This window comes from Janthinobacterium sp. PSPC1-1 (assembly GCF_049897625.1).
In the GTDB taxonomy this organism is placed as follows: domain Bacteria; phylum Pseudomonadota; class Gammaproteobacteria; order Burkholderiales; family Burkholderiaceae_D; genus Janthinobacterium; species Janthinobacterium tructae.
In genome coordinates this window covers 94,515-118,171 of the sequence record NZ_JAFCWP010000005.1, presented here as the reverse complement: position 1 = coordinate 118,171, position 23,657 = coordinate 94,515, and the positions used below count along the sequence as shown (strand labels likewise).

Here is a 23,657-nt window from a genome sequence, read left to right as displayed (position 1 = left end):
CATCATTCAACCAGCGGTACAGGAGACAACAACAATGCAACAGCTCAAACGCAATACCATCGCCCTCAGCCTGGCGCATGCGACCTTCGCCCAATTCATTTTGCTGGGCAGCGGCGCCGCGCTGGCACAGGACACAGCAGCCACTGACGCGGCAAAACCGGCCGCCGAGCAGATGGATCGCATCGTCGTCACGGCCACGCGCCGCAATACCTTCGTGCAGGAGACGCCGCTGGCCGTCACCGCCTTCAACCAGGACACCCTGCAAAACAATCAAGTGAAAGATCTGGCGTCGCTGGCGACCATGGTGCCCAGCCTCGTCGTCGAGCAGCATGGTGACTCGGGCGGCGTGCACGTCTACATGCGCGGCGTCGGCTCGGCCAACCACACGGAGCTGGGCGACCCGGCCGTCGCCTTTTATGTCGACGGCGTGTATTCACCGCGCCCCCAGGGCGCCACGGCGCTGATGTATGACTTGAGTCACGTCGAGGTGGCACGCGGACCGCAGGGTACCCTGAATGGCCGCAATTCGACGGCGGGCGCCGTCAATCTCGTGTCGGCCGCGCCGAGCACGGCCAAGTTCATGGGCTCGGCCGGCATCACGGTGGGCGACAAGCGCCACCTGCAGACGCAGGGCATGCTCAATATCCCGTTGTCCGACGACGTGGCGCTGCGCATCGCCGCCATCAAGGATAGTCACGACGGCACGGTGGACTTCCGCCGCGGCTCGAACGTCATGCCGGGCACGGCCAAGTATGGTGCCGGTGACCAGATGGGCGTGCGCGCCTCCTTGCTGTGGAAGATTACGCCGCAGCTGCGCGGCACCTTCATCGCCGACTACTTCCTCGACCAGGGCGCCGGTAACGTCTACCTGGCGGCTGAACCGAAGCCGGGCGAGAAGCTGCGCTCGGCCCTGATCGACACGCCAGGCACCCTGGACCAGTCGATTTTGACCTACAAGGGCAAGCTCAATTACAAACCGACGGATGCGCTCGACTTTACGTACCTGGGCAGCTGGAGCCGCTACAAGCGCCAGAACAGCAACGATGCCGATGCGGGCCTGTTCCCCGGCTTCAAATCGGAAAACCGCACCGACTGGGCGCAGTTCGACAGCTATTCGCACGAGCTGCAGGCGCGCTCGGACGACGATGCGCCGTTCCAGTGGGTGGCCGGCCTGTTCCTGTTCAATGAAAAGAACAAGGTGCGCTTCGATATCGACCGCAGCCAGATTTCGCAGGCAGCCGTGCAGCAGGATATCGCCAACGGCGCCGTGATTTTCGTGCAACCGACCGTGGGCCAGTATGCCTCGGCCATGTCCTTCATCCAGGGCGACCGCCAGTTGAAGTCCAAGGCCGCATTCGGCCAGGTCAGCCAGCAAGTGACGGACCAGATCAAGCTGACGGCCGGCGCGCGCTACACGAAAGACCATAAGTTCGACGTCGGCGGCAAGAACTGGGCCTGTCCGAACTGGCCCGCGAATACGCCGCTGGGCACCACGGTCCTCACTGCCGACCAGCTGCGCCAGCTGGTCACGCCCGGCACGGGCCTGGCCAATACGCACAATATCGGCCCGGGCGGCGCCATCACGGCGGCCAGCTGCGGCAATACGCCGGGCGACAATACGGCCGACCTGAAATACGGCCAGGCCACCTGGCTGGGCCGCATCGAGTACAAGCTGCGCCCGGACATTTTGCTGTTCGGTTCCGTGACGACGGGCTTCCACTCGCCGGCCATCGGCGACGGCGGCGCCACCACCAAGCCGGAAAAGCTGACCAGCTATGAAATCGGCTTCAAGTCGGACTTGCTGAACCGCCAGCTGACCCTGAACCTCGATGCCTTCCTGATGAAATACAAGGACAAGCTGGAATCGCAGGTGGTCAACAGCGTGCTGGCCAACTTCAATGCGGCCGGCGCCACCGTCAAGGGCCTGGAAGCGGAGTGGGTGTGGCGGCCAACGAAGGTCGACCGCCTGACGGGCAACGCCACCTGGCTGAAAGCCGTGTATGACGACTTCATGTCGTGCGACGTCGACGCGGCGCGCGCGAATGGGCAGTCCTGCGGCTCCACGGCGCCACTGGTGAACGTGGGCGGCAGCACCATGAAGCATGCGCCGAAGTTTTCCACGACCGTCCAGTACGAGCATGATTTCACCGTCGCCGGCGGCCAGCTTACGCCGCGCGCCTCGGTGCACTACGAAACCATGTCGTATGTGGGCGCGGGGGCCTTCAACGGCGACGTACCGGGTCATGCGGGCGTCAAGCGCCAGGAAGCCTACACCACGCTGGACCTGAGCTTGCGCTTCCAGCCGGCGAACAAGGCCTATACGGTGGAAGCGTTCGTGCAGAACGCCACCGACAAGGCGGTCAAGCTGGACGTCAATGAAATCTGCACGGACGTGGGCATGCCATGCCAGCCGACGCAGCAGATCTACGGCGCCTTCTACAACGCACCGCGCACGTTTGGCGCGCGCGTGTCGATGAAGTTCTGATCGGGTAGTGTGAAAGAGTAGTTGCAGTCCACTCAGTAGGGAAGGTGTTGGGCCGGGGAGTTTCCCCGGCCTTTTTTACGCTAACGCTTATTCCAGGGTGGCTTGCACGCTGGCGATGCCGATCTGCGCGCTGCCTTCGGCCAGGCGCACATTGACGTTCTGGCGTGCCTGCAGCTGTGCCGGCGAGCGCACGATGGCACCCTTTTCATCGCGCAAAATCGCGTAGCCGCGCTCCAGGGTGCGCTGCGGATTGAGCAGTTCCAGCTGCGCGGCCAGGCCATCGAGGCGGTGGCGCCGCTGCGTCACCAGTTGCGCCATGGCCGCGCCGCCGCGGCGCTGCGCTTCCACCAGGCGTGCGCGTGATGCCGTGACATCGGGCCGCAAGGCGGCCCAGCGCGAACGCAGGCGTTCGAGCGCGTACTGCGACTGGTTTACGGGCGCGCGCGCTGCATGCGTCATGGCCGTTGACAGCGCCAGCAACTGCAAACGCTGCTGCTGCAGCTGCGCCTTGGGGTTGAGCAGGCGGCGGCTGTGGCGGTCCAGCGTTTGCGCCGCATCGTCGAGGCGGCGGCGCATGGCGCGGCGCAGGTCGGTCGCGTCGGCGCGCAAAGAAGCGAGCCAGTCGGCGCGCGGCGTGGCCGCCAGTTCGGCCGCCGCCGTCGGCGTGGCCGCGCGCAGGTCGGCCGCGAAGTCGGCGATGGTGAAATCGGTCTCGTGGCCCACGCCGCTGATCACGGGCATGGAGCAGTCGGCGATCGCATGGGCCACGGCTTCATCGTTGAACGACCATAAATCTTCGATGCTGCCGCCGCCACGGCACACCAGCAGCACGTCGCACTCGGCCCTTGTGGATGCCGTGCGAATGGCGTGCGCGATTTTTTCCGGCGCCTGCTGGCCCTGCACGGGCGTCGGGTACAGAATGATGGCCACATGCGGCGCGCGGCGCTTGAGCGCGATCAAGACGTCGCGCAGGGCGGCCGCCTGCGGGCTGGTGACGATGCCGATGCTGCGCGCGAACATGGGAATGGCGCGCTTGCGTTCCTGGTCGAACAGGCCCTGCGCGGCCAGTTTTTCTTTCAGGCGCTGGAACGCTTCATACAGGGCGCCCACGCCGGCGCGGCGGATGGCTTCCACATTGATCTGGTAATCGCCGCGTGCGCCGTACAGGGTGACGAGGGCGCGCACTTCGACCTTGTCGCCTTCGCGCGGCGTGAAACCGGCAAACTGGGCGCGGCCACGGAACATCACGGCGCGCACCTGGGCGCCATCGTCCTTCAATGTGAAATACCAGTGGCCGGAGGCGGCGCGCGTGAAGTTGGAAATCTCGCCGGCGATCCAGGTCAGGGGAAACGAGCGTTCGAGCAGGCGCGCGACGGCTTGGTTCAGGGCGCTGACGGTCAGCACGGGCGGGGCGGCAAAGCCGCTGTCAGTCGGGGTGTCGTTCATCATCTGGCAAGGGGAAAGAAGCAAGCTGTCCACATATTATCGGCGAGGTCATGCTTATGTCATATATCGCGCAAAACAACAAGTTCTATTTCTAAGTATTTGATTTCATGCAGAATTCCCGTATGCCTGATTTGCGTGCACAGGGAAAAAAACCTTTAATATCAAGCACATCAGTGCAGCCACTGCCACTTACGCACAAAGTTATCCACAGAAAGTGTGCGGAACTTTTTGCCTTGGACAATTGTTGCCGGACAGGCCCCTTTCAGCAAAGGAAAATGCCCTGCTACATTTTTGCGCACGGAAATAAAGTACATAGGAATCAAGCGCTTAGTATGCCATGCATGGCCTTGCGCACAATCTTATCCACAAAAAATGTGCAGAACTCTGGCGCAGCGCCGGCATTATCCACTGAAATGCCCATGGCATGGCTTGCCTGAATTTTACGCAGCATAAAAATAACCATATAAATCAAGGGTGTAGCATCCAGGTGTACACCTTGCTCACAATCTTATCCACAGAATGTGTGCAAAACTGCATAAACCGTTTCGTGGTTTGTCCGGGTTTTCTACGGCATGCACAGGTTGCATCACTGCCTTATTTTTGAGCATTGAAAAAAACTCCTTTTAAATCAAGGGTCTTGCATGGAGTCAATCGGCTTGCTCACAATCTTATCCACACTTTATGTGTGGAACTGCATTCTCAGTGGAAAAGTGTAGTTTGGTGATGGGTTTTGGCATGAAAACCTGCGCTTTTCAGTCCCTGCTACATTTTTATGCAGGGCAATAAAAACGATATAAATCAAGGTACTTGGCGTCTATTCTTGCGCTTGCGCACAATCTTGTCCACAGATTGTGTGCAGAACTTTGACGCTGGAAATGCCGCATGTTTCGCTCTGCTTGCCACTTTTTTGTGCATTGATTTAATATCCTTTAAAATCAATGACTTAATTGAATTCCTCGGCTTTGCGCACAATCTTGTCCACAGTTAATGTGCAGAACTCTGTAACTATTAATTTATTGACATTGACTACTGTCGATAAGCTGCTATGCCTGTATTTTGCGCAGAATGATATTTTCCATGTGAATCAAGCACTTGCATGCTGGACTTCATGCTTGCTCACAATCTTATCCACACAAAGTGTGCAAAACTGTGCGCTGGCCGCGCCCGCTCGCCGCGCCGTGTGGACAAGTACGCATGCAGGCGCCACTTGCCGCCGGCGCGGCAACGCGCTACATTGCGCCATTCCTGCGCCGACATGCCATCGCTCTTCGGCGCTCGGTACAATACAGGCTGTCCGGGCGTTTCACCGCCTTCTCTTTACCAGGAGTTTCTTTTGCTCGCTATATTTCAAGCCGCTGGCTGGCCCATCTGGCTGTTGTTGATCGCTTCCATCGTCGCCCTGGCCTTGATCATCGAACGCCTGCTGTATTTGCGACGCACCAAGATCCTGCCCCGCAAGCTGTTCGATGAAGTGGTGCAGGTATATCGCAGCGGCAAGATCACGCCCGATACGCTGGCCAAGCTGGAAGACAATTCGCCGCTGGGCGTGGTGCTGGCCGCCGCCCTGCGCAACGTCGACGCGCCGCGCGAGGTGATGAAGGAATCGATCGAAGAAGCCGGCAGTGGCGTGGCCCACACGCTGGAACGTTTCCTGACGACCCTGGGCACCATCGCCACCCTGGCGCCGCTGATGGGCCTGTTTGGCACGGTGGTGGGCATGATCGAAATCTTCGGTTCGCAAAACGCCAGCGGTTCGAATCCCGCACAATTGGCCCACGGCATCTCGGTGGCCTTGTATAACACAGGCTTCGGCTTGGCCATCGCCATGCCGGCCCTGGTCTTCTATCGCCATTTCCGCGCCCTCGTCGACAGCTTCGTCATTGACATGGAGCAGCAAGCGGTCAAGTTCGTCGATATTGTCCACAGTGGCCGCCAATGAACTTCCGCAAAGGCAAGGGGCGGGAAGACCCCGAAATCAACCTGATCCCGTTCATCGACGTGCTGCTGGTGATCCTGATTTTCCTCATGGTCAGCACCACCTACAGCAAATTTACGGAGCTGCAGATCACCTTGCCGACGGCCGACGCCGAGCAAGCCAAGGACAAGCCGCAGCAGATCGACGTCACCATCGACGCCAAGGGTAATTACACGGTCAACCGCGAACCCGTTTCGTTCCGCGACGTGGCTGGCCTGGCCGATGCCCTGCAAAACGCAGCGAAGACGGCCAACGGCGGCAAGGCGCCTGCGCAGACGCCCGTGGTGGTGGTCAATGCCGACCAGTTCGCCATGCACCAGATGGTCGTCCACGTGATGGAGGCGGCGCGCCTGGCCGGCTATGAAAAGCTGACGTTTGCGGCGCAAGCGGGTGGCAGCAAATAAGCAGGCAGCATCGGCCTGTAGGTCGGCTTAGCCGGCACGGCGTAAGCCGACAAAGCCGCCGCCTAGCATGTCGGATTATGCTGCGCCTGACGGCGCAGCTAATCCGACCTACACTATTTTTACGTCTTCCTTCATGCCCACATCCTCCCCCGCCAAGCTTGAAACCACATTGACCCGCGCCTGGCTGACGCGCGGCCCGCTGGCGTGCGCGCTGTGGCCCGTCTCCCTGCTGTTCGGCGCCCTGAGCGCCGTGCGGCGCGGCCTGTACCGCGCCGGCGTGTTGACGTCGACGCGCCTGCCCGTGCCCGTCGTCGTCGTCGGTAATATTTTTATCGGCGGCACGGGCAAGACGCCGCTGACGATCTGGCTGGTGCAAGCCTTGCGCGATGCGGGCATGCGCCCGGGCGTCATTTCGCGCGGCCATGGCAGCGCCGACCGGCTGCCGCGCGCCGTCACCGCTGCTTCGACGCCGCAGCAGGTGGGCGATGAGCCGCTGCTGATTTTCCAGCGCGGCGGCTGCCCCGTGATGGTGGGGCGCGACCGCGCGCAAGCGGGCAGGGCGCTGCTGGCGGCGCACCCGGACGTCGACGTGCTGGTGACGGACGACGGCTTGCAGCATTACGCCTTGCAGCGCGACGTGGAAATCGTGCTGTTCGACGGCCGCGGCGTGGGCAATGGCTGGCTGCTGCCGGCGGGACCTTTGCGCGAATCGCCGCGCCGCCGGCGCGATATGACGGTGATCAATGCGCCCGAGCTGGCGCCGGCACTCGTGGCCAGGATCGCGCCACAGGGCTCTCTGGTGGTGCAGATGCTGCTGGCCGGTGGCGTGGCCGAACGCATGGCGAACCGCGGCGAAAGCCTGCCGCTTGAAACCCTGGCAGCCAGCGGCCAGCGCATCGTGGCGGCGGCCGGTATCGGCAACCCGCAGCGCTTCTTTTCCATGCTGCGCGGCGCCGGATTGGATTTTACGGAGCTGCCCTTGCCCGACCATCACGACTTTCTCGACCAGCCATTTGCGGCACTCGACACGGATGTGATCTTGATCACCGAGAAGGATGCAGTAAAATGTGCGCAAATTGAACATCTCAAAGATGACCCGAGACTGTGGGTCGTCCCCGTCAGTGCGCGTATCGATAGCGCGCTGGCCCAACAAATTGTGGAGAAATGTCGTGGACGCTCGACTGCTTGATATCCTGGTCTGCCCTGTTTGCAAGGGTCCGCTTGAACACGATAAGAAGGCGCAGGAACTGATTTGCCGCGCCGACCGCCTGGCCTATCCTATCCGTGATGGCATCCCCATCATGTGGGCGGACGAAGCGCGCACCCTGCAAGACGCAGTGGAATAACGATGGCGTTCATCGTCATCATCCCGGCCCGCCTGGCCTCGACGCGCCTGCCGGGCAAGCCGCTGGCTGATCTGGGCGGCAAACCCATGGTGGTGCGCGTGGCCGAGCAGGCAGCCCTGTCTGGTGCCGCGCGCGTCATCGTCGCCACCGACCATGACAGCATTCGCGCCGCCTGCGCTGCGCATGGCGTGGAAGTGTGCATGACGCGCAGCGATCATCCGTCGGGCACGGACCGCATCGCCGAAGTGGCGCGCACGCTCGCTTTGCCACCGGATGCCGTCGTCGTCAACCTGCAGGGCGACGAACCGCTGATCGATCCAGGCCTGCTGGCCGCCTGCGCGGCGCAGATCAGCAGTACCGTGCCCATGGCCACGTGTGCGCATCCGCTGCACGATGTGCTTGATGCGTTCAACCCGAACGTGGTGAAGGTCGTGCTGGACAAGAACGGCCGGGCCTTGTATTTCTCGCGCGCCACCATCCCCTGGCACCGCGACGGCTTCGCGCAGTCGAAAGACAGCCTGCCGGCCGGCTATGTACCGCTGCGCCATATCGGCCTGTATGCCTACAGCAATGCGTTTTTGCAGGAATACCCGCAATTGTCCGCTTCGCCGCTGGAAGCCATCGAGGCGCTGGAGCAGTTGCGCGTGTTGTGGCACGGTGTTGCCATCGCCGTGCATGTGACCGATAGCGCGCCGGCCGCCGGCGTCGACACGCCAGAAGATCTTGCTAGGGTGCAAGCCCACTACGGCATTCTGTAAGGCGCTACCCGCAAAACGGCAGGCGTGCAAATATAATTTGTGCGCCTGCAGTAAAAACCACATTTTGAAACGTCCGTCGCGCTAATTGCTGGCTTTGATCAATCAGGGCATAGCAATTCGATAGCAAACTGGCGTTCCGGGGATTTTTTGTGGTAAGTTTCGTAGGGAAAGATAGCCATAGCAACATCATCTAAAAAAAATAATTACACATACCACCATCCAAAATCTGTTTTTTAGGAACTTTCAATGCGTCTGATACTTTTAGGAGCACCCGGTGCCGGCAAGGGCACCCAAGCTAACTTCATCAAAGAAAAATACAACATTCCACAAATCTCCACGGGCGACATGCTGCGCGCGGCGATCAAGGAAGGCACGGAACTGGGCCTGGCAGCGAAAAAAGTCATGGATGCGGGCGGCCTCGTGTCGGACGACATCATGATCGGCCTGGTCAAGAACCGCCTGCAGGAAGCCGATTGCGCCAATGGCTACCTGTTCGACGGCTTCCCCCGCACCATCGCGCAAGCGGACGCCATGAAAGATGCCGGCATCAATGTCGACTACGTGCTGGAAATCGACGTGCCTGACGCATCGATCATCGAGCGCATGGACGGCCGTCGCAGCCACCCGGGTTCGGGCCGTGTCTACCACGTCAAGTTCAATCCACCGAAGGTCGACGGCGTCGATGACATCACGGGCGAACCGCTGATCCAGCGCGACGACGACAAGGCGGAAACGGTCAAGAAGCGCCTGGACGTCTACCACAACCAGACCAAGGTCTTGCTCGGCTACTACAACGACTGGGCCAAGTCCGGCCTGCCGGGCGCACCGAAATACCGCCGCATCGCCGGCGTCGGTCCGGTCGAGAAAATCCGCGACAGCGCCTTTGCCGCCCTGGCGGAATAAGCAGTTTTTTAAAAGCGGACCTGAGTGTCCGCTTTTTTTCTGCCCGCTTTTCAGGCAGACTGCCAGCATGGCTGGATGCATAACGTTTTCGTGGTTCAGGTTTTTTGCAGGTCGTGTTTTCCTGGCTGCGCGTGCCTACCCGGTGCGGTCTGCAGCTGTTGGCAATGACGTCGGATAAAAACAGAGGGGACGATATGGCAGCCAGTTTGTGGTTTGCGGTAGCCTGCGGCGTGGTCGCAGTCATTTACGGTTTGGTGTCGCGTAGCTGGATCCTGCGCCAGGATCCCGGCAACGCGCGCATGCAGGAAATTGCCCTGGCCATCCAGCAGGGCGCGGCCGCCTACCTGGCGCGCCAGTACCGCACCATCGCGTTTGTGGGCGTGGTGCTGCTGATCGCCATCTACCTGTTGCTGGGCTTGCACACCGCGCTGGGCTTTTTGATCGGCGCCGTGCTGTCGGGCGCCTGCGGCTTCATCGGCATGAATGTCTCGGTGCGGGCGAATGTGCGCACGGCGCAGGCGGCCACCCTGGGCATCAACCAGGCGCTGAACGTGGCCTTCAAGGGCGGTGCGATCACCGGCATGCTGGTGGTCGGCCTGGGCTTGCTGGGTGTGACCCTGTTCTACTGGCTGCTGGTGACGACGGGTGCGCCCGGCCTGACCCAGCATGACCTGATCAAACCGCTGATCGGCCTGGCGTTTGGCGCCTCGCTCATTTCCATCTTTGCGCGGCTCGGCGGCGGCATCTTTACCAAGGGCGCCGACGTGGGCGCGGACCTGGTGGGCAAGGTCGAGGCGGGCATCCCCGAGGACGATCCACGCAACCCGGCCGTCATCGCCGACAACGTGGGCGACAACGTGGGCGACTGCGCCGGCATGGCGGCCGATCTGTTCGAAACCTATGTCGTGACGCTGATCGCCACCATGCTGCTGGGCGCACTGCTGATGGCAGAGGCCAGCAGCACGGCCATCATCTATCCGCTGCTGCTGGGCGCCGTTTCCATCCTTGGTTCCATCGTCGGCTGCTCGATGGTAAAAACCAAGCCGGGCGCGAAGATCATGTCGGCCCTGTACACGGGCCTGTGGTGGGCCGCTGGCCTGTCGCTGGTGGGCTTTGCCGTGGTGACGTGGCTGCTGTGGCCGGACGACGCCATGCGCTACAAGATGCTGGGGGCCACCGTCGTCGGCATCGTGCTCACGGGCCTGATGGTGTACATCACCGAGTACTACACGGGCACGGACTTCAAGCCCGTGCGCCACATCGCCGAAGCGTCGACGACGGGCCACGGCACGAACATCATCGCCGGCCTGGGCGTGTCGATGAAGTCCACGGCGTATCCGGTGCTGGCCGTCTGCGTCGCCATCCTCGTCTCGTATCAATTGGCCGGTCTGTACGGCATTGCCATCGCCGCCACGGCCATGCTGTCGATGGCGGGCATCATCGTCGCGCTCGACGCGTATGGCCCCATCACGGATAACGCGGGCGGCATCGCGGAAATGTCGGGCTTGCCCGACTCCGTGCGCGCCATCACCGATCCGCTCGACGCCGTCGGCAACACCACCAAGGCAGTCACCAAGGGCTACGCCATCGGTTCGGCCGGGCTGGCCGCGCTGGTGCTGTTTGCCGACTACACGCATGCGCTGGAATCGGTGGGCCATCACATTACGTTCGACCTGTCGAACCCCATGGTTATCGTCGGCCTGTTCATCGGCGGGCTGATACCGTATCTGTTCGGCGCCATGGCGATGGAAGCGGTAGGCCGCGCGGCGGGCGCCGTGGTGGTCGAGGTGCGCCGGCAGTTCCGCGATATCAAGGGCATCATGGAAGGCACGGCGCGGCCCGAATACGACAAGGCCGTCGACATGCTGACGGCGTCGGCCATCCGCGAAATGATCGTGCCCTCGCTGCTGCCGGTGGTGGTGCCCATCGTCGTGGGTATGCTGCTGGGGCCAGCGGCGCTGGGCGGCCTCTTGATGGGGACCATCGTCACGGGCCTGTTCGTGGCCATTTCCATGACCACGGGCGGCGGCGCCTGGGACAATGCCAAGAAATACATCGAGGACGGCCACTTCGGTGGCAAGGGTTCGGATGCGCACAAGGCGGCCGTCACTGGCGATACGGTGGGCGACCCGTACAAGGATACGGCTGGTCCGGCAGTGAACCCCTTGATCAAGATCATCAATATCGTGGCCCTGCTGCTGGTGCCGCTGCTGCCGGCCACGGGCTGGCTGGCCGTCAAGGCGCCGGCGCCCATCCACGCGCCCGTGCCGCCCATCCTGGCACCGGCGACGCCCGTGCAAAGCTTGCCCGCGCAGTAGGACCAGTTACTCCCTGCCGCCCCGTGGCACAGGCTGCGGGGCGGTGCCGCGTCAGAAGCGCGACGTCAGGCCGACAAACATACGGCGTCCCGGCACGTAATAGTCGACCAGGCCGTCGGCCATCGGCCCCTTCTTGAACAGGTTTTGCACGCCACCGCGCACGGTCCACTGGGGCGTGACCTTGTACGACACGACGGTGTCGACGATGGTGTAGGCTTTTTCGGCCAGCTTGCCGGCATCGAGTTCCTTGCCCGTGTACTGGGCCGATACTTCGCCGAACAGCTGGTCGTTGACTTGCCAGCCCAGCGCCGAGTACCACGACAGCTTCGGTGTCGACAGCAGATTGGCGCCCGTGGTCAGGTTTTTCGCTTCCGCCATGTAGGTCACGTTGTTACGCCAGTTCAGGTTTTTCGTCAGCGGGATGGTGGCTGTCGCTTCCAGGCCGCTGGTACGTGCCTTCTGGATATTCGTCATCTTGGTCCACCAGCGCTTCTGGTAAAAGCCCAGCGGTGCATAGTCGATCTTGTTCTTGAAATCCGTGTGGAAGTACGTCAGGCCCACGTCCCAGCCATTCTGCTCCCATGCCACGCCGATCTCGCCGGCCGTGCTCGTTTCCGGCTTCAAGTCCGCATTGCCGGCCATGTAGCAGGAGCCGGTGACGTAGCCCAGAGGTTTCAGGCTGCCGCAACCGCGTCCGCCCGAGTTGGTCGCCGCCGCCGGCGAGTTTTCCTTCAGGCTCGGGGCGCGGAAGCCTTGCGAGATGCCGCCCTTGATGGTCCAGGCGGGGGCAGGGTGGTACACCAGGTACAGGCGCGGGCTGTAGTGGTTGCCGAACTTGCTGTGGTGGTCGAGGCGCAGGCCGGCCGTGGCCGTCAAGTTTTCGCGCAGGAACAATTGATCTTCCGCAAACAGGGCCGAGGTGGTGCCGGACAGGGTCGCGCCGCTCACGGTGTTGCCCAGGTAATCGGTGGGCACGGTGCCGATGGTACTCGTATTCGTCAGTTCCTGGTGCTTCCACTGGCCGCCCATCACCAGCATTTGCTCGATGCCGCCCCAGCCGACCCGTTTTTCCAGGCTGGCATCGAGCGTGCTGTCCTTGGATTTTGCTACCGAGTCGACGACTTCGTTATCGAAGTCGTTGTGATACAGGTTGACCATGGTCTTGCCGAAGTCCCAGCGGCCTTCGTAGCCGAGGCTGACGCTCTTGCGTATCAGTTTGTTGGCGCCCCAGCTGTAGACCAGCGGATCGCCATCTGCATCGCGCGCGGACGAATCCATCGATTGCTGCTTGCCGTAGCTGGCGTCCAGCGACAGGTTCTGTTTCTTGCCCAGCGCCCAGTTCAGCTGGCCCGAGACAGTCTGGTTGCGTTCGCCGCCCATGCTGCCCGCTTTCTCGAAAAATTTTTCATCGGGATTCTGACGCGACTGGCTTACGCCCAGACGCATGCCGACCGTGTCCGACAGGGGGCCGGCCAGGTTCACGCCCAACTGGTGCGCCGTGCCGCGGTCGCTGTCTTGCGGCTGCGTGTAGTTGGCCGTGGCCGAACCGTTCCACTTGCCCGGTATCTTGCGCGTGATGATGTTGATCACGCCGCCCATGGCGTCCGAGCCGTACAGCGAAGACATGGGCCCCCGCACCACTTCGATGCGCTCGATCATGTCGGGCGAGATCCAGTTCAAGTCCTGGCGGCCCAGGTCGGGGCGGTAGGCCGTGTCGGCCGAGCTGCCCACGCGCTTGCCATCAACCAGAATCAAGGTGTATTTGTCGGGCAAGCCGCGCAGCTTGATCTTCGACGCCTCGCCTTCGGGGCTGGTGCCACCCGTCACGCCGGGGATGCGGCGCAGCAAGGTGTTGAGGTCATACACGGGCTGGCGCTCGATTTCCTCGCGCGTGATGACGCTGATACTGGCCGGCGCATCCTTGATGTCGATGGCCGTGCCCGACGCGGTGACGACCACCGTGTTCATGGTGGGATCGGCGGCCACATTGCCTTCGGCCCAGGCGCTGCTGACGGCCAGCGACAGCAGGCAGGGCAGGAGCAGGGCGGTGGAATGGATGGCACGGGCGGGCGTGGCGACGGGGGCTACGAAGGTTGCGAAGGCGGGACTGCGCTTGGTCATGGTGGACTTTCCGGATGTTGTTATTTCCTGGCTGCCTTCCGGGTGGCTCGGGTATAAATGAATGAAAAGAAAATAAACTGCGCTCAAATTCTGCTAATGAGAATAAGAATCGTTCTTATTGTAATGCCATGCTGGCAAGAAAGAAAGTGTTGAAAGGAAATAAAACACCGTTGCAAGGTGTGCCTCGGTGGTGTGCAGCACGTGCAAACGTGAGAAATTGTTACTCACGCTGGCATCTGGCGCAGCGTGTGCCAATAATGAACGCTGTGCGATGGATACTGGGGAAAGCGGCATGAAGACGATGATCAAAATGATGCCGGCGCTGGCCTGCGGCATGTGGCTGCTGGCTGGCGGCCATGCCTGGGCGCAGGAACCGGCGGCGCCGGATCAACAACTGCCCGTGTGCCAGCTCGACCCGCGCGACAGCGGCAAGCTGGCCGTGGAACCCTGCCGCCCGGCGCCGCCCGTGCAGCCGCGCCGTTCCGTGGCGCAAGTAATCGGCCGCATGCCCGTGCAGCGCACGACGCCGCCTGTCGTGTCCATGCCTTCCTTGCGGCCCAGCCCGGCCGTGCCCATGCCTGGCGCGCCGCAGCCCATCGGTGCCTGCGACACAGGCGGTTGCCGCGATGCGGCCGGCGCGCGCTACAACGGCGCGGGCAATGCCACGCTCGATGCCAACGGCCGCATCTGCCATCGCAACGGCGCTTTCATGCAGTGTTTTTAGACTTGCCATTCGCTGCGGCTGCAAGTTTTCGCTCGGTGAGCTCAAAAATGGCTACAATGGTCGCCGACATTACGTTTACGTAAACGTAATGATGGCATCATGCACCATGCAACCATCGGGCGCCGGGAACACGGCCCTTATCACTCAGGAGATTTCATGCAGATTCAGGACAATGTATTCATCATCACGGGCGGCGCATCGGGTTTGGGCGCCGCCACGGCGCGCATGCTGACGGCCGCTGGCGGCAAGGTCGTGCTGGCCGATGTGCAGACGGAGGCGGGCCAGGCGCTGGCCGCTGAACTGAACGGCGTGTTCGTGCAGTGCGATGTCACGTCGGAAGAAGACGGCATGGCCGTGGTGGCAGCGGCAGGCAAGCTGGGACCATTGCGCGGCCTGGTCAACTGCGCCGGCGTGGCGCCGGCCGTGAAAACCGTGGGCAAGGATGGTCCGCATCCGCTGGCCCTGTTCCAGAAAGTCGTCAACATCAACCTGGTGGGCACCTTCAATATGTGCCGCCTGGCGGCCGATGCCATGGCCAAACAGGATGCGACCGCTGAAGGCGAGCGCGGCATCATCATCAACACGGCTTCCGTGGCGGCCTACGATGGCCAGATCGGCCAGGCGGCCTACGCTTCGTCGAAGGCGGCCGTGGTGGGACTGACCCTGCCGATGGCGCGCGACCTGTCGCGCAACGGCATCCGCGTGATGACGGTGGCGCCCGGCATTTTCGAGACGCCAATGTTGCTGGGCATGCCGGCCGAAGTGCAGGATGCGCTGGGCAAGATGGTGCCGTTCCCATCGCGCCTGGGCAAGCCCGGCGAATACGCGCAACTGGTGAAAGCCATCGTGGAAAACGTCATGCTCAATGGCGAGACGATACGTTTAGACGGCGCGATCCGCATGCAGCCAAAGTAAGTTGGGCATGATTTGATGTAGGATACCCCCGTATGGGGCGTACAGCCTTGCTCGGCTGTGCGCCCTTTTTTTATCGGAGAATCCATGATCACATTGAAGCCGCTGGCACTGAGCCTGACCTTGCTGGGAGCTCTGGCTGCCAATCCCGTATTTGCTGAAGTGCCGCAAAAGGCGCCCGAAATCGCCACCGCGTATGCGGAAAAAAGTGGTTGGGCGGCGCAAAAATTCATGGTCGCCGCCGCCAATCCGCTGGCCGCCGATGCCGGCTACCAGATGCTGAAAAAAGGCGGCAGCGCCATCGACGCAGCCATCGCCACGCAGTTGGTGCTGACCCTGGTCGAACCGCAGTCGTCGGGCATCGGCGGCGGCGCCTTTTTGCTGTACTCCAGCGCCAAGGGCTTACAAGCCTTCGACGGACGCGAAACGGCGCCCGCCGCCGCCGATGAACACCTGTTCCAGAACGCCGACGGCAGTCCCGTCTCGCGCGCCACCGGCGTGGTGGGCGGGCGTTCCGTGGGCGCGCCGGGCGTGCTGCGCATGCTGGAACTGGCGCACAAGGAGCATGGCAAGCTGCCGTGGGCGACCCTGTTCGGCCCCGCCATCCGCCTGGCGCACGGCGGCTTTCCCGTCAGCCAGCGCCTCAACGGCCTGTTGAACTGGGACCAGGCCCTGAAGCGCGACCCTGTCGCCGCCGCGTATTTCTATGACCAGGACGGCAAGGCCTGGCCTGTCGGCCATGTGCTGAAAAACCCGCAGCTGGCGCGCACCCTGCGCGAAATCGCCCGCGGCGGCGCCGACGCTTTTTACCAGGGCCGCATCGCGCGCGACATCGCCGCGAAGGTGGCGTCGCATCCCACCAATCCGGGCAAGCTGACGGCGGCAGACATCGCCGGCTACCGTGCCAAGGTGCGCGAGCCCGTGTGCAGCGATTACAAGGCCTGGACCGTGTGCGGCATGCCGCCGCCATCGTCGGGCGGCATCGCCATCGCGCAGATGCTGGGCATCCTGGAAGTGAAGAATATCGGCCCGTATGCGCCCGTCGACGGCGTGCTCGATGCGCAGGCCATCCACCTGTTCTCGGAAGCGGGGCGCCTGGCTTACGCGGACCGCAACCGCTACGTGGCCGACACGGACTTCGTGCCGCTGCCCGGCAAGGGCATCGCCTCGATGCTGGATAAAACCTATTTGGCACAGCGCGCCTCGCTGATCGGCGACAAATCCATGGTGAAAGCCTTGCCCGGCACGCCGCCCGGCATGCAGGTGGCGTGGGGCATGGACAACGCACTGCAGCGCCCGTCGACGTCGCACCTGGTGGCGGTGGACGCTTTTGGGGGCGGCCTGTCGATGACCACCAGCGTGGAAGACGCGTTCGGCTCGCGCCAGATGGTCGACGGCTTTTTGCTGAACAACCAGCTGACGGATTTCTCGTTCGATTCGCGCGATGCCGATGGCCCCATCGCCAACCGTGTCGAAGCGGGCAAGCGCCCGCGCAGCGCCATGTCGCCCACCCTCGTGTTTGAAAAGGGCACGCACAAGCTGGTGCTGGCGACGGGTTCGCCCGGTGGCTCTTCCATCATCAATTATGTCGCCAAGGTGCTGGTCGGCACCATGGACTGGGGCTTGAACGTGCAGCAAGCCATCAACCTGCCGAACTTTGGCAGCCGCAATGGCCCGACGGAGCTGGAAAAGGGCCGCGCGCCTGCCGCCCAGGTCGAGGCGCTGCAAGCGCTGGGCCACGAGGTACGCGTCATCGAACAGAATTCCGGCTTGCAGGGCATCATGCGCCTGAATGCGCACGGCAAGGATTTCTGGTTTGGGGGCGCCGATCCACGCCGTGAAGGCATGGTTCGAGGCGATTGATTTTTTGATTACTACTGTTTAGCCCAAAGGAAAAAGCTGGGGTCAGACCCAACGGGTCTGACCCCGAATCTTTTCCACAAAGTATCAAGACCCTGCTAATCTGCCGGCATGGGAATACAAAATAAAACAGGCTTGATACTCACGGGAGGGGGCGCCCGTGCCGCCTACCAGGTGGGCGTGCTGCAGGCAATTTCGGCGATATTGTGGGAAGCGGGCTGGGCGCCGGCGCGTAATCCGTTCGACATCATTTGCGGCACCTCGGCCGGCGCCATCAACGCCACGGCGCTGGCCTGCCGCGCCGACAATTTCGGCGAAGGCGTGCAAAAGCTGCTCGACGTGTGGCAGCATATCCAGGTCGAGCAAGTCTACCGCGCCGATTCGCTGGGCGTGATCCGTTCGGGCGCGCGCTGGCTGTCGCTGCTGTCGTTTGGCTGGCTGCTGCGCCAGTGGCATGCCTCGCCGCCCAATTCCCTGCTCGACAATACCCCGCTGGTCAGCCTGCTGCACCGCATGCTCGACCTGCCGCGCCTGGACGCGGCGCTGGCCGATGGGTTGCTGCATGCGCTGGCCGTGACGGCGTCGTCGTATTCGGGCAGCCGCCACATGACGTTTTACCAGACGGGGGCCGAGATCGCGCCCTGGGTGCGCACGCAGCGGCTGGCCTTGCAAGACCAGATCGGTGTGGAACACTTGCTCGCCTCGGCCGCCATCCCTTTTATTTTTCCCGCCGTGCCCCTGTATATCGGTGGCCAGCGCGAATACTGTGGCGACGGTTCCATGCGCCAGCTGGCGCCGATCTCGCCGGCCATCCACCTGGGGGCGAACAAGGTGCTGGTGGTGGGGGCGGGGCGCATGACGGAACCGGCGCCCGCCGCGGCCGAAGCGGCGCGCTACCCCAGCCTGGCGCAGATCGCCGGGCACGCGCTGTCGTCGATCTTCCTCGATGGCCTGGCCGTCGACATCGAACGCCTGAACCGCATCAACCTGACCCTGTCGATGCTGCCGCCCGAGTTGCTGGGCAAGACCGCCTTGCGGCCCGTGGAATTGCTGGTCATCGCGCCGTCCGAACGGCTCGACGCCATCGCCAGCCGGCATATCGGCAGTTTGCCGCGTCCCATCCGCACCATGTTGTCGGGCATCGGCGCGGCTGAAGCGCGCGGCGCTGCGCTGGCATCGTATTTATTGTTCGAATCGACGTATACTAACGAGCTGATCCGTCTTGGACAGCGCGATACGCAGGCCCGCAAGGACGATGTACTGGCGTTTTTTGGTTCTTGAGACGGCCCTTGGAGCGGTGTGCGGGTTTTTCGCGTTTTTTTTGACAGGACGATTGTGCTGGTATTTCGACGTGTTTGCGAAGTGGTATTGCTGTTGTCGTTGCTGCTGCCGGGCGGCCCGGCCGCGGCGGCGCCCGCACCCACCCTGCGTTTCGATCAGCTCAGCGTGGAACAGGGCCTGGCGCAGGAATCGGTGCTGGCCATCGCCCAGGACCGGCAGGGCTATATGTGGTTCGGCAGCCAGTCTGGCCTGAGCCGCTACGACGGCTATCGCATGGTCGTCTACAAGAATATCGAGGGCGACAAGACCAGCCTGGCCGACAACTGGGTCGGCGAACTGCATGTCGATAGCCAGGGCCAGCTGTGGGTCGGCACCGACAACGGCCTGGACCGCTTCGATGCCGCCAGCCAGACCTTCATTCACTACGTCCCGGCCGAAAAGAGCAAGCGCGGCAACGGCAACCGGCATATTCACGCCATTCTTGACGATGGCGCGCGCGGCTTCTGGATCGCCACCTCGGACGGCTTGCAGCATTTCGACCCCGCCACGGGCGCTTTCCGCACCTGGCACCATGAAGAGGGCAATCCGCACAGCCTGGGTGACAATGAAATCAAGGCACTGGCGCTGGACGCGCAACAGCGCCTGTGGATAGGCACCGTCACGGGCCTGGACATGCTGGCGCCGGGCAGCGATCGCTTCGAGCATTTCGCCGTCGATACGGAGCCCGGTTCGAAGTACAACGTGATCCAGTCGCTGCTGGTGGACCGCCAGCAGAATCTGTGGATAGGCACCATGGCCGGCGCCGAGCGCTGGCGCCTGGGCGGCGCCGGCCAGGCACCGCAGTCGCGCCTGCGCCTGAATGAAAAACAGGGCTTTTCCGCCATCCGCGTCGCCAGCCTGTACCAGGATATCGACGCCACCGTCTGGCTGGGCAGCAATGCCGATGGCCTGTTCCGCTGGCTGCCCGAGAGCGATACCTTCCTGCAGTACCGGCACCAGACGGGCGACAAATTCAGCGTCGCCGACAACCAGCTGTCGGCGCTGTACCGCGACCGCGCCGGTACCTTCTGGGTCGGCTCCTGGTACAACGGCGTGAGCCGGGTCGATCTGGGCAGCGGCGGCTTTTCGCGCATGGCGCGGGCGCCAGGCGATGTGGGCGCATTGGCGGACAAGAAAGTGCGCGCCGTGGCCGACGCGGGCAATGGCAAGCTGTGGCTGGCCACCAAGGGCGGCTTGAAACTGTACGATACGCGCGACGGCAGCTCGCGCCTGTTCGACCTGCGCAGTTCGCCCGGCATGTCGCGCGACGAGCAGGTGACCACCCTGTACAAGGCGCCTGACGGCGTGCTGTGGGTGGGCGGCTCGACGGGCTTGCACCGCTTCGATCCGGCACTCGGGCGTTTTTTTACCATGCGCTTTGCCGCCGGCGATCCGAACAGCGACACCATCCGCAATATCGTGAGCGACCGCAGCGGCATGCTGTGGGTCTCGACGCGGGGCGGCGTGCACCGTTTCGACCCCGCCAGCCGGGCCTTTACTACCTACCGCCACGATCCGGCCAACCCGAACAGCCTGTCCGACAACATGGTGCGGCCCGTGCTGGAAGACGGCAAGGGGCGCCTGTGGATAGGTTCTTTCCACGGCCTCGATTTGCTGGACCGCGCCAGCGGCCAGTTCCGGCATTTCCGCCATGATCCGCAAAACCCGCATAGCCTCAGCCACGACGAAGTGCATTTCCTGCACGAGGACAAGCGCGGCGTGCTGTGGGTGGGCACGGCCAATGGCTTGAACCGCATGGATGTCGATGCGAAGGGCGAAATCCGCTTCCGGCGCTTCCTGCGCAAGGATGGCATGGCCGACGATGCCGTCGCCAGCATCCTGGGCGACGATAACGAGCAACTGTGGCTGAGCACGAATAGCGGCATCACGCGGCTCGACATGCGCAGTGGCCTGTTCCGCAACTACGACAGCGCCGATGGCACGGTGGAAGGCTCGTACTTCGATGGCGCGGCGCTGCGCGCGGCCGATGGGACCATGTATTTCGGTGGTTTTAACGGCATGACGGCGTTCGTGCCGCAAGATATCCACGACAACCGCGTGCCGCCGCTGGTGGCCATCACGGAGCTGCAGATCTTCAACAAGCCGGTGGCCGTCGGCCGCGGCGAATTCGCGCACGTGCTCAGGACGGCGATCGACCATGCGCGCCAACTGGTGCTGACCAGCCGCGAAAGCGTCTTTTCGCTGGAATTCGCGGCCCTGCATTTCGCGGCCCCCCAGCGCAATATGTTCGCCTATCGGCTCGAGGGCTTCGACCAGGACTGGGTCATGACGGATGCGGGGCGGCGCTTTGCCACCTATACCAACCTCGATGCGGGCAATTATGTGTTTCGCGTCAAGGCGGCCAACAAGGACGGCGTGTGGAACGAGAGCGGCGCCACCTTGGCCATCACGATCCTGCCGCCGTTCTGGAAAACCTGGTGGTTCCGTACCCTGATGGCGGCGCTGCTGCTGGGCGCCGTGTATGGCGCTTACCGCCAGCGCGTGCGCGCGCTGCGGCGCCAGCAGAACGAGCTGGCAAAACTGGTCGGTGAACGCACGGCCGAGTTGCAGAGCAAGGAAATCGAAGTGCTGGCCCAGTCGGAAAAGCTGGCGCAAGTCAACAGCAGTCTGACGAAAAATGAGGAAAGCCTGCGCCTGGCCAAGCGCAAGGCCGAGGATGCGACGCGCCAGAAGTCGGAATTTTTGGCCAACATGAGCCACGAGATGCGCACGCCGCTGGCCGGTGTGATCGGCATGCTGGGTTTTGCCCTGCGCGACGAGCAGCTGCACGATGCCACGCGCGAGCAGATATTGCGCGGCCAGGCCAATGCCCAGTCGCTGCTGGTGATCATCAATGACTTGCTCGATTTTTCCAAGATCGAGGCGGGCAAGCTGAGTATCGAGAATATCGACTTCGCGCTCGGTGCGGCCATCGAGACGGTCGTCAGCCTGTTCGAGGAGCAGGCGGCCGCGCGCAGCATCGGTTTTGCCATCGATTTTGCGCCCGACTTGCCGGCCTTCGTGGTGGGCGACCCGACCCGTTTGCGCCAGGTGCTGGTCAACCTGGTCGGCAATGCCTTCAAGTTCACTCAGCGCGGCGGCGTCAGCGTATGCGTCGAGCGGGCCGGCGTGGCCAGTGGCAGCGACGGGCACCGTGTCAACCTGATCCGCTTTACCGTCAGCGACAGCGGCATCGGCATCGATGCGGACGCGTTGGCCCGCCTGTTCCAGAAGTTCGAGCAGGCCGACGCCAGCACCACGCGGCGCTACGGCGGCACGGGGCTGGGCCTGGCGATCTGCCGCCAGCTGGTTGAACTGATGCAGGGCGAGATCGAGGTGGCCAGCACGCCGGGGCAGGGCAGCACCTTCGCCTTCACCTTGCCGCTGGCCGATGGCGTGGCGCCGCCGCTGTTGCCGCAGGTGGCGCTGGCGCCGCACAGCCACCAGTTGCGCGTGCTGTGCGCGGAAGACTTCCCCACCAACCAGATCATCATCCGCGTCATGCTGGAAGACCTGGGACACCGGGTCGATGTGGTCGCCAACGGCGTGCTGGCGGTGGCGGCCTGCGTGCATACGCGCTATGACCTGATTCTGATGGACGGGCGCATGCCGGAGATGGACGGCGCCACGGCGACGCGATTGATCCGCGTGGGCGGCTGGCCGGACCAGCCCGTGCGCGACCAGGAACTGATGATCGTGGCCCTGACGGCGAATGCCAGTGAGGAAGACCGCAGCCGCTATCTTGGCGTCGGCATGGATGATTTCCTCAGCAAACCCGTCGACGAGGCGGCGCTGCATGCCTTGCTGGCGCGCGCCATCGAGCGCCAGCTGCAGCGCGGTTTCATGTTGCCGCGCATGCCGTCGAACGTGCCGCGCGCCAGCGCGCGGGGGCAGGCCGAACTCGATGCCCTGTTCGGCATCGCGCCGGCTGCCCCCGTCGCGGCACCCTCCCAGTCCATCCGCAGCGGTGAACTGCAACGGCGCATCCGCGTCGCCTTCGTCGCCGACCTGGAGGGGCGCCTGCGCGAACTCGACGCCGCCCTGGCGGCGCAGGACAGGGACAACGCCGGGCGCCTGCTGCACGGCTTGAAGGGCAGCGCCGCCTATCTCGATGAAACGCAGCTGCATATGCTGTGCACGGAAATGGAAGAGGCGGCGGACGCTGGGCGCTGGACGCAGGTGGCCTTGCATTTGCCGCAATTGCGCGCACTGTTGGCGCAAATAGCCGTTTCGGGCAAGGAAATGTAAAATAGGCAATGCCGGCCATGGAGCGCGCGGCGAAACTGGGTAGAATACGGCCAGGCCCCGACGCTGCCGGCAATGGAGAAAGCAATGAAAGTACTGGTGGTTGACGATGATGTCGTGTCGCGCATGGTATTGATGCATCTGATCGACAGCTGCGGCGTGCACGATATCGTGGAGGCCGAAGATGGCGCGGCGGCGTGGGAGCAGCTCGAAGGGGGCTTGCGCCCGTCGCTGTGCTTTTGCGATTTGCGCATGCCGCGCCTGTCCGGCATGGAGCTGCTGCAGAAAATCCGCTCCGACAGCACGCTCGACGCCATGCCGCTGGTGCTGGTGTCGTCGGCGAATGACCAGGATACGGTGCGTGACGCCGTGCAGGCCGGTGCCGCAGGCTACATCGTCAAGCCCTTCCAGCCGGAGCAGGTGCGCCAGCATATCGACGCCTGCTTCGACATCTCCGCATTGCCGGCCGAGGCGCCGCGCGACACCTTGCAGCGCCTCGGCATCGACAGCGAACGCCTGCTGGCGTATCTGACGGGTTTCCAGGGGCAGGTCGGCGCCGCCAGCGAACAGGTCGACGCCTTGCTGGCGCGCGGCGAACCGGCCCAGGCGCGCCAGCAGCTGGAACGGCTGCACCTCGGTTGCCGCACCCTGGGTTTGCATGGCGCGGAGGCCGGCATGATGGCCCTGCTGCAGGCATCGGTGCTCGATGGCGGCCAGATACAGGCGGCCCTGGCTGCGCTGGCACGCAGCGTGTCGCAGCAGGCGCGCCTGCTGCGCCAGCAGGACGGCCCTGACTGAATCTGCTGTTTTCCGCTTGCCGGGAAAATACTTTAGGTTTAA

16 protein-coding genes are annotated in these 23,657 nt (G+C 63.2%); 14 read left to right on the top strand and 2 right to left on the bottom strand.

Annotation, left to right across the window (positions count from 1 at the left end; genetic code table 11):
- Window positions 1-34: 34 nt before the first annotated feature.
- On the top strand, window positions 35-2,485 hold the full coding sequence (locus ACP7EG_RS17130) for a TonB-dependent receptor (protein ID WP_426088586.1): 2,451 nt from the start codon (window positions 35-37) through the stop codon (window positions 2,483-2,485).
- Window positions 2,486-2,572: 87 nt separating this feature from the next.
- On the opposite strand, the gene xseA is transcribed toward ACP7EG_RS17130, so the two are convergent.
- The gene (xseA, locus tag ACP7EG_RS17125; protein WP_426088827.1) at window positions 2,573-3,934 is read right to left on the bottom strand and encodes an exodeoxyribonuclease VII large subunit; all 1,362 of its coding nucleotides are present in this window, start codon (window positions 3,932-3,934) and stop codon (window positions 2,573-2,575) included.
- Window positions 3,935-5,264: 1,330 nt separating this feature from the next.
- On the opposite strand from xseA, the gene ACP7EG_RS17120 reads away from it, so the two are divergent.
- The 7 genes from ACP7EG_RS17120 (at window position 5,265) to ACP7EG_RS17090 (ending at window position 11,635) form a co-directional block, all read left to right on the top strand.
- A complete protein-coding gene (locus tag ACP7EG_RS17120) occupies window positions 5,265-5,870 on the top strand; it encodes a MotA/TolQ/ExbB proton channel family protein (protein WP_426088585.1) in 606 nt (201 codons plus the stop codon).
- The gene (locus tag ACP7EG_RS17115) at window positions 5,867-6,310 is read left to right on the top strand and encodes an ExbD/TolR family protein (RefSeq protein WP_100876005.1); all 444 of its coding nucleotides are present in this window, start codon (window positions 5,867-5,869) and stop codon (window positions 6,308-6,310) included. Before ACP7EG_RS17120 ends, ACP7EG_RS17115 begins: the two co-directional genes overlap by 4 nt.
- Window positions 6,311-6,443: 133 nt before the next feature.
- Window positions 6,444-7,499, top strand: a complete 1,056-nt coding sequence (gene lpxK, locus ACP7EG_RS17110; protein ID WP_426088584.1) for a tetraacyldisaccharide 4'-kinase — start codon at window positions 6,444-6,446, stop codon at window positions 7,497-7,499.
- A complete protein-coding gene (locus tag ACP7EG_RS17105; RefSeq protein WP_010395789.1) occupies window positions 7,480-7,656 on the top strand; it encodes a Trm112 family protein in 177 nt (58 codons plus the stop codon). Before lpxK ends, ACP7EG_RS17105 begins: the two co-directional genes overlap by 20 nt.
- A 2-nt stretch (window positions 7,657-7,658) precedes the next feature.
- Entirely contained in the window at window positions 7,659-8,414 is a 756-nt protein-coding gene (kdsB, locus tag ACP7EG_RS17100; protein ID WP_426088583.1) for a 3-deoxy-manno-octulosonate cytidylyltransferase, read from the top strand.
- Window positions 8,415-8,660: 246 nt separating this feature from the next.
- Window positions 8,661-9,317 carry an adenylate kinase gene (gene adk, locus ACP7EG_RS17095; protein WP_426088582.1) on the top strand — a complete coding sequence of 219 codons (657 nt, stop codon included), beginning with the start codon at window positions 8,661-8,663 and terminating at the stop codon, window positions 9,315-9,317.
- A 194-nt stretch (window positions 9,318-9,511) separates the two neighbouring features.
- Window positions 9,512-11,635 (top strand): sodium-translocating pyrophosphatase, encoded by a 2,124-nt coding sequence (locus tag ACP7EG_RS17090; RefSeq protein WP_426088581.1) that lies wholly within the window; start codon window positions 9,512-9,514, stop codon window positions 11,633-11,635.
- Window positions 11,636-11,686: 51 nt separating this feature from the next.
- Here the strand turns inward: ACP7EG_RS17090 and ACP7EG_RS17085 are convergent, their stop codons facing one another.
- Window positions 11,687-13,756, bottom strand: coding sequence for a TonB-dependent receptor domain-containing protein (locus ACP7EG_RS17085; RefSeq protein WP_426088580.1), 2,070 nt, complete (start codon window positions 13,754-13,756; stop codon window positions 11,687-11,689).
- 292 nt (window positions 13,757-14,048) lie between these two features.
- On the opposite strand from ACP7EG_RS17085, the gene ACP7EG_RS17080 reads away from it, so the two are divergent.
- From ACP7EG_RS17080 to ACP7EG_RS17055, 6 genes are all read left to right on the top strand, one after another.
- Window positions 14,049-14,480 (top strand): hypothetical protein, encoded by a 432-nt coding sequence (locus ACP7EG_RS17080; protein WP_426088579.1) that lies wholly within the window; start codon window positions 14,049-14,051, stop codon window positions 14,478-14,480.
- Window positions 14,481-14,636: 156 nt separating this feature from the next.
- Complete coding sequence (locus ACP7EG_RS17075) at window positions 14,637-15,395, top strand: 3-hydroxyacyl-CoA dehydrogenase (protein ID WP_096234345.1); 759 nt, start codon at window positions 14,637-14,639, stop codon at window positions 15,393-15,395.
- An 84-nt stretch (window positions 15,396-15,479) separates the two neighbouring features.
- A complete protein-coding gene (gene ggt / locus ACP7EG_RS17070) occupies window positions 15,480-17,255 on the top strand; it encodes a gamma-glutamyltransferase (RefSeq protein WP_426088578.1) in 1,776 nt (591 codons plus the stop codon).
- 108 nt (window positions 17,256-17,363) lie between these two features.
- Window positions 17,364-18,533 carry a patatin-like phospholipase family protein gene (locus ACP7EG_RS17065; protein WP_426088577.1) on the top strand — a complete coding sequence of 390 codons (1,170 nt, stop codon included), beginning with the start codon at window positions 17,364-17,366 and terminating at the stop codon, window positions 18,531-18,533.
- 81 nt (window positions 18,534-18,614) lie between these two features.
- The gene (locus ACP7EG_RS17060) at window positions 18,615-22,820 is read left to right on the top strand and encodes a two-component regulator propeller domain-containing protein (RefSeq protein ID WP_426088826.1); all 4,206 of its coding nucleotides are present in this window, start codon (window positions 18,615-18,617) and stop codon (window positions 22,818-22,820) included.
- An 84-nt stretch (window positions 22,821-22,904) separates the two neighbouring features.
- Window positions 22,905-23,615, top strand: coding sequence for a response regulator (locus ACP7EG_RS17055; protein WP_426088576.1), 711 nt, complete (start codon window positions 22,905-22,907; stop codon window positions 23,613-23,615).
- Window positions 23,616-23,657: the final 42 nt, after the last annotated feature.

Coding starts and splice junctions, on each gene's coding strand:
- ACP7EG_RS17130 (WP_426088586.1), top strand. CDS start 35: ATGCAACAGCTCAAACGCAATACCATCGCCCTCAGCCTGGCGCATGCG.
- xseA (WP_426088827.1), bottom strand. CDS start 3,934: ATGATGAACGACACCCCGACTGACAGCGGCTTTGCCGCCCCGCCCGTG.
- ACP7EG_RS17115 (WP_100876005.1), top strand. CDS start 5,867: ATGAACTTCCGCAAAGGCAAGGGGCGGGAAGACCCCGAAATCAACCTG.
- lpxK (WP_426088584.1), top strand. CDS start 6,444: ATGCCCACATCCTCCCCCGCCAAGCTTGAAACCACATTGACCCGCGCC.
- kdsB (WP_426088583.1), top strand. CDS start 7,659: ATGGCGTTCATCGTCATCATCCCGGCCCGCCTGGCCTCGACGCGCCTG.
- adk (WP_426088582.1), top strand. CDS start 8,661: ATGCGTCTGATACTTTTAGGAGCACCCGGTGCCGGCAAGGGCACCCAA.
- ACP7EG_RS17090 (WP_426088581.1), top strand. CDS start 9,512: ATGGCAGCCAGTTTGTGGTTTGCGGTAGCCTGCGGCGTGGTCGCAGTC.
- ACP7EG_RS17085 (WP_426088580.1), bottom strand. CDS start 13,756: ATGACCAAGCGCAGTCCCGCCTTCGCAACCTTCGTAGCCCCCGTCGCC.
- ACP7EG_RS17080 (WP_426088579.1), top strand. CDS start 14,049: ATGAAGACGATGATCAAAATGATGCCGGCGCTGGCCTGCGGCATGTGG.
- ACP7EG_RS17075 (WP_096234345.1), top strand. CDS start 14,637: ATGCAGATTCAGGACAATGTATTCATCATCACGGGCGGCGCATCGGGT.
- ggt (WP_426088578.1), top strand. CDS start 15,480: ATGATCACATTGAAGCCGCTGGCACTGAGCCTGACCTTGCTGGGAGCT.
- ACP7EG_RS17065 (WP_426088577.1), top strand. CDS start 17,364: ATGGGAATACAAAATAAAACAGGCTTGATACTCACGGGAGGGGGCGCC.
- ACP7EG_RS17055 (WP_426088576.1), top strand. CDS start 22,905: ATGAAAGTACTGGTGGTTGACGATGATGTCGTGTCGCGCATGGTATTG.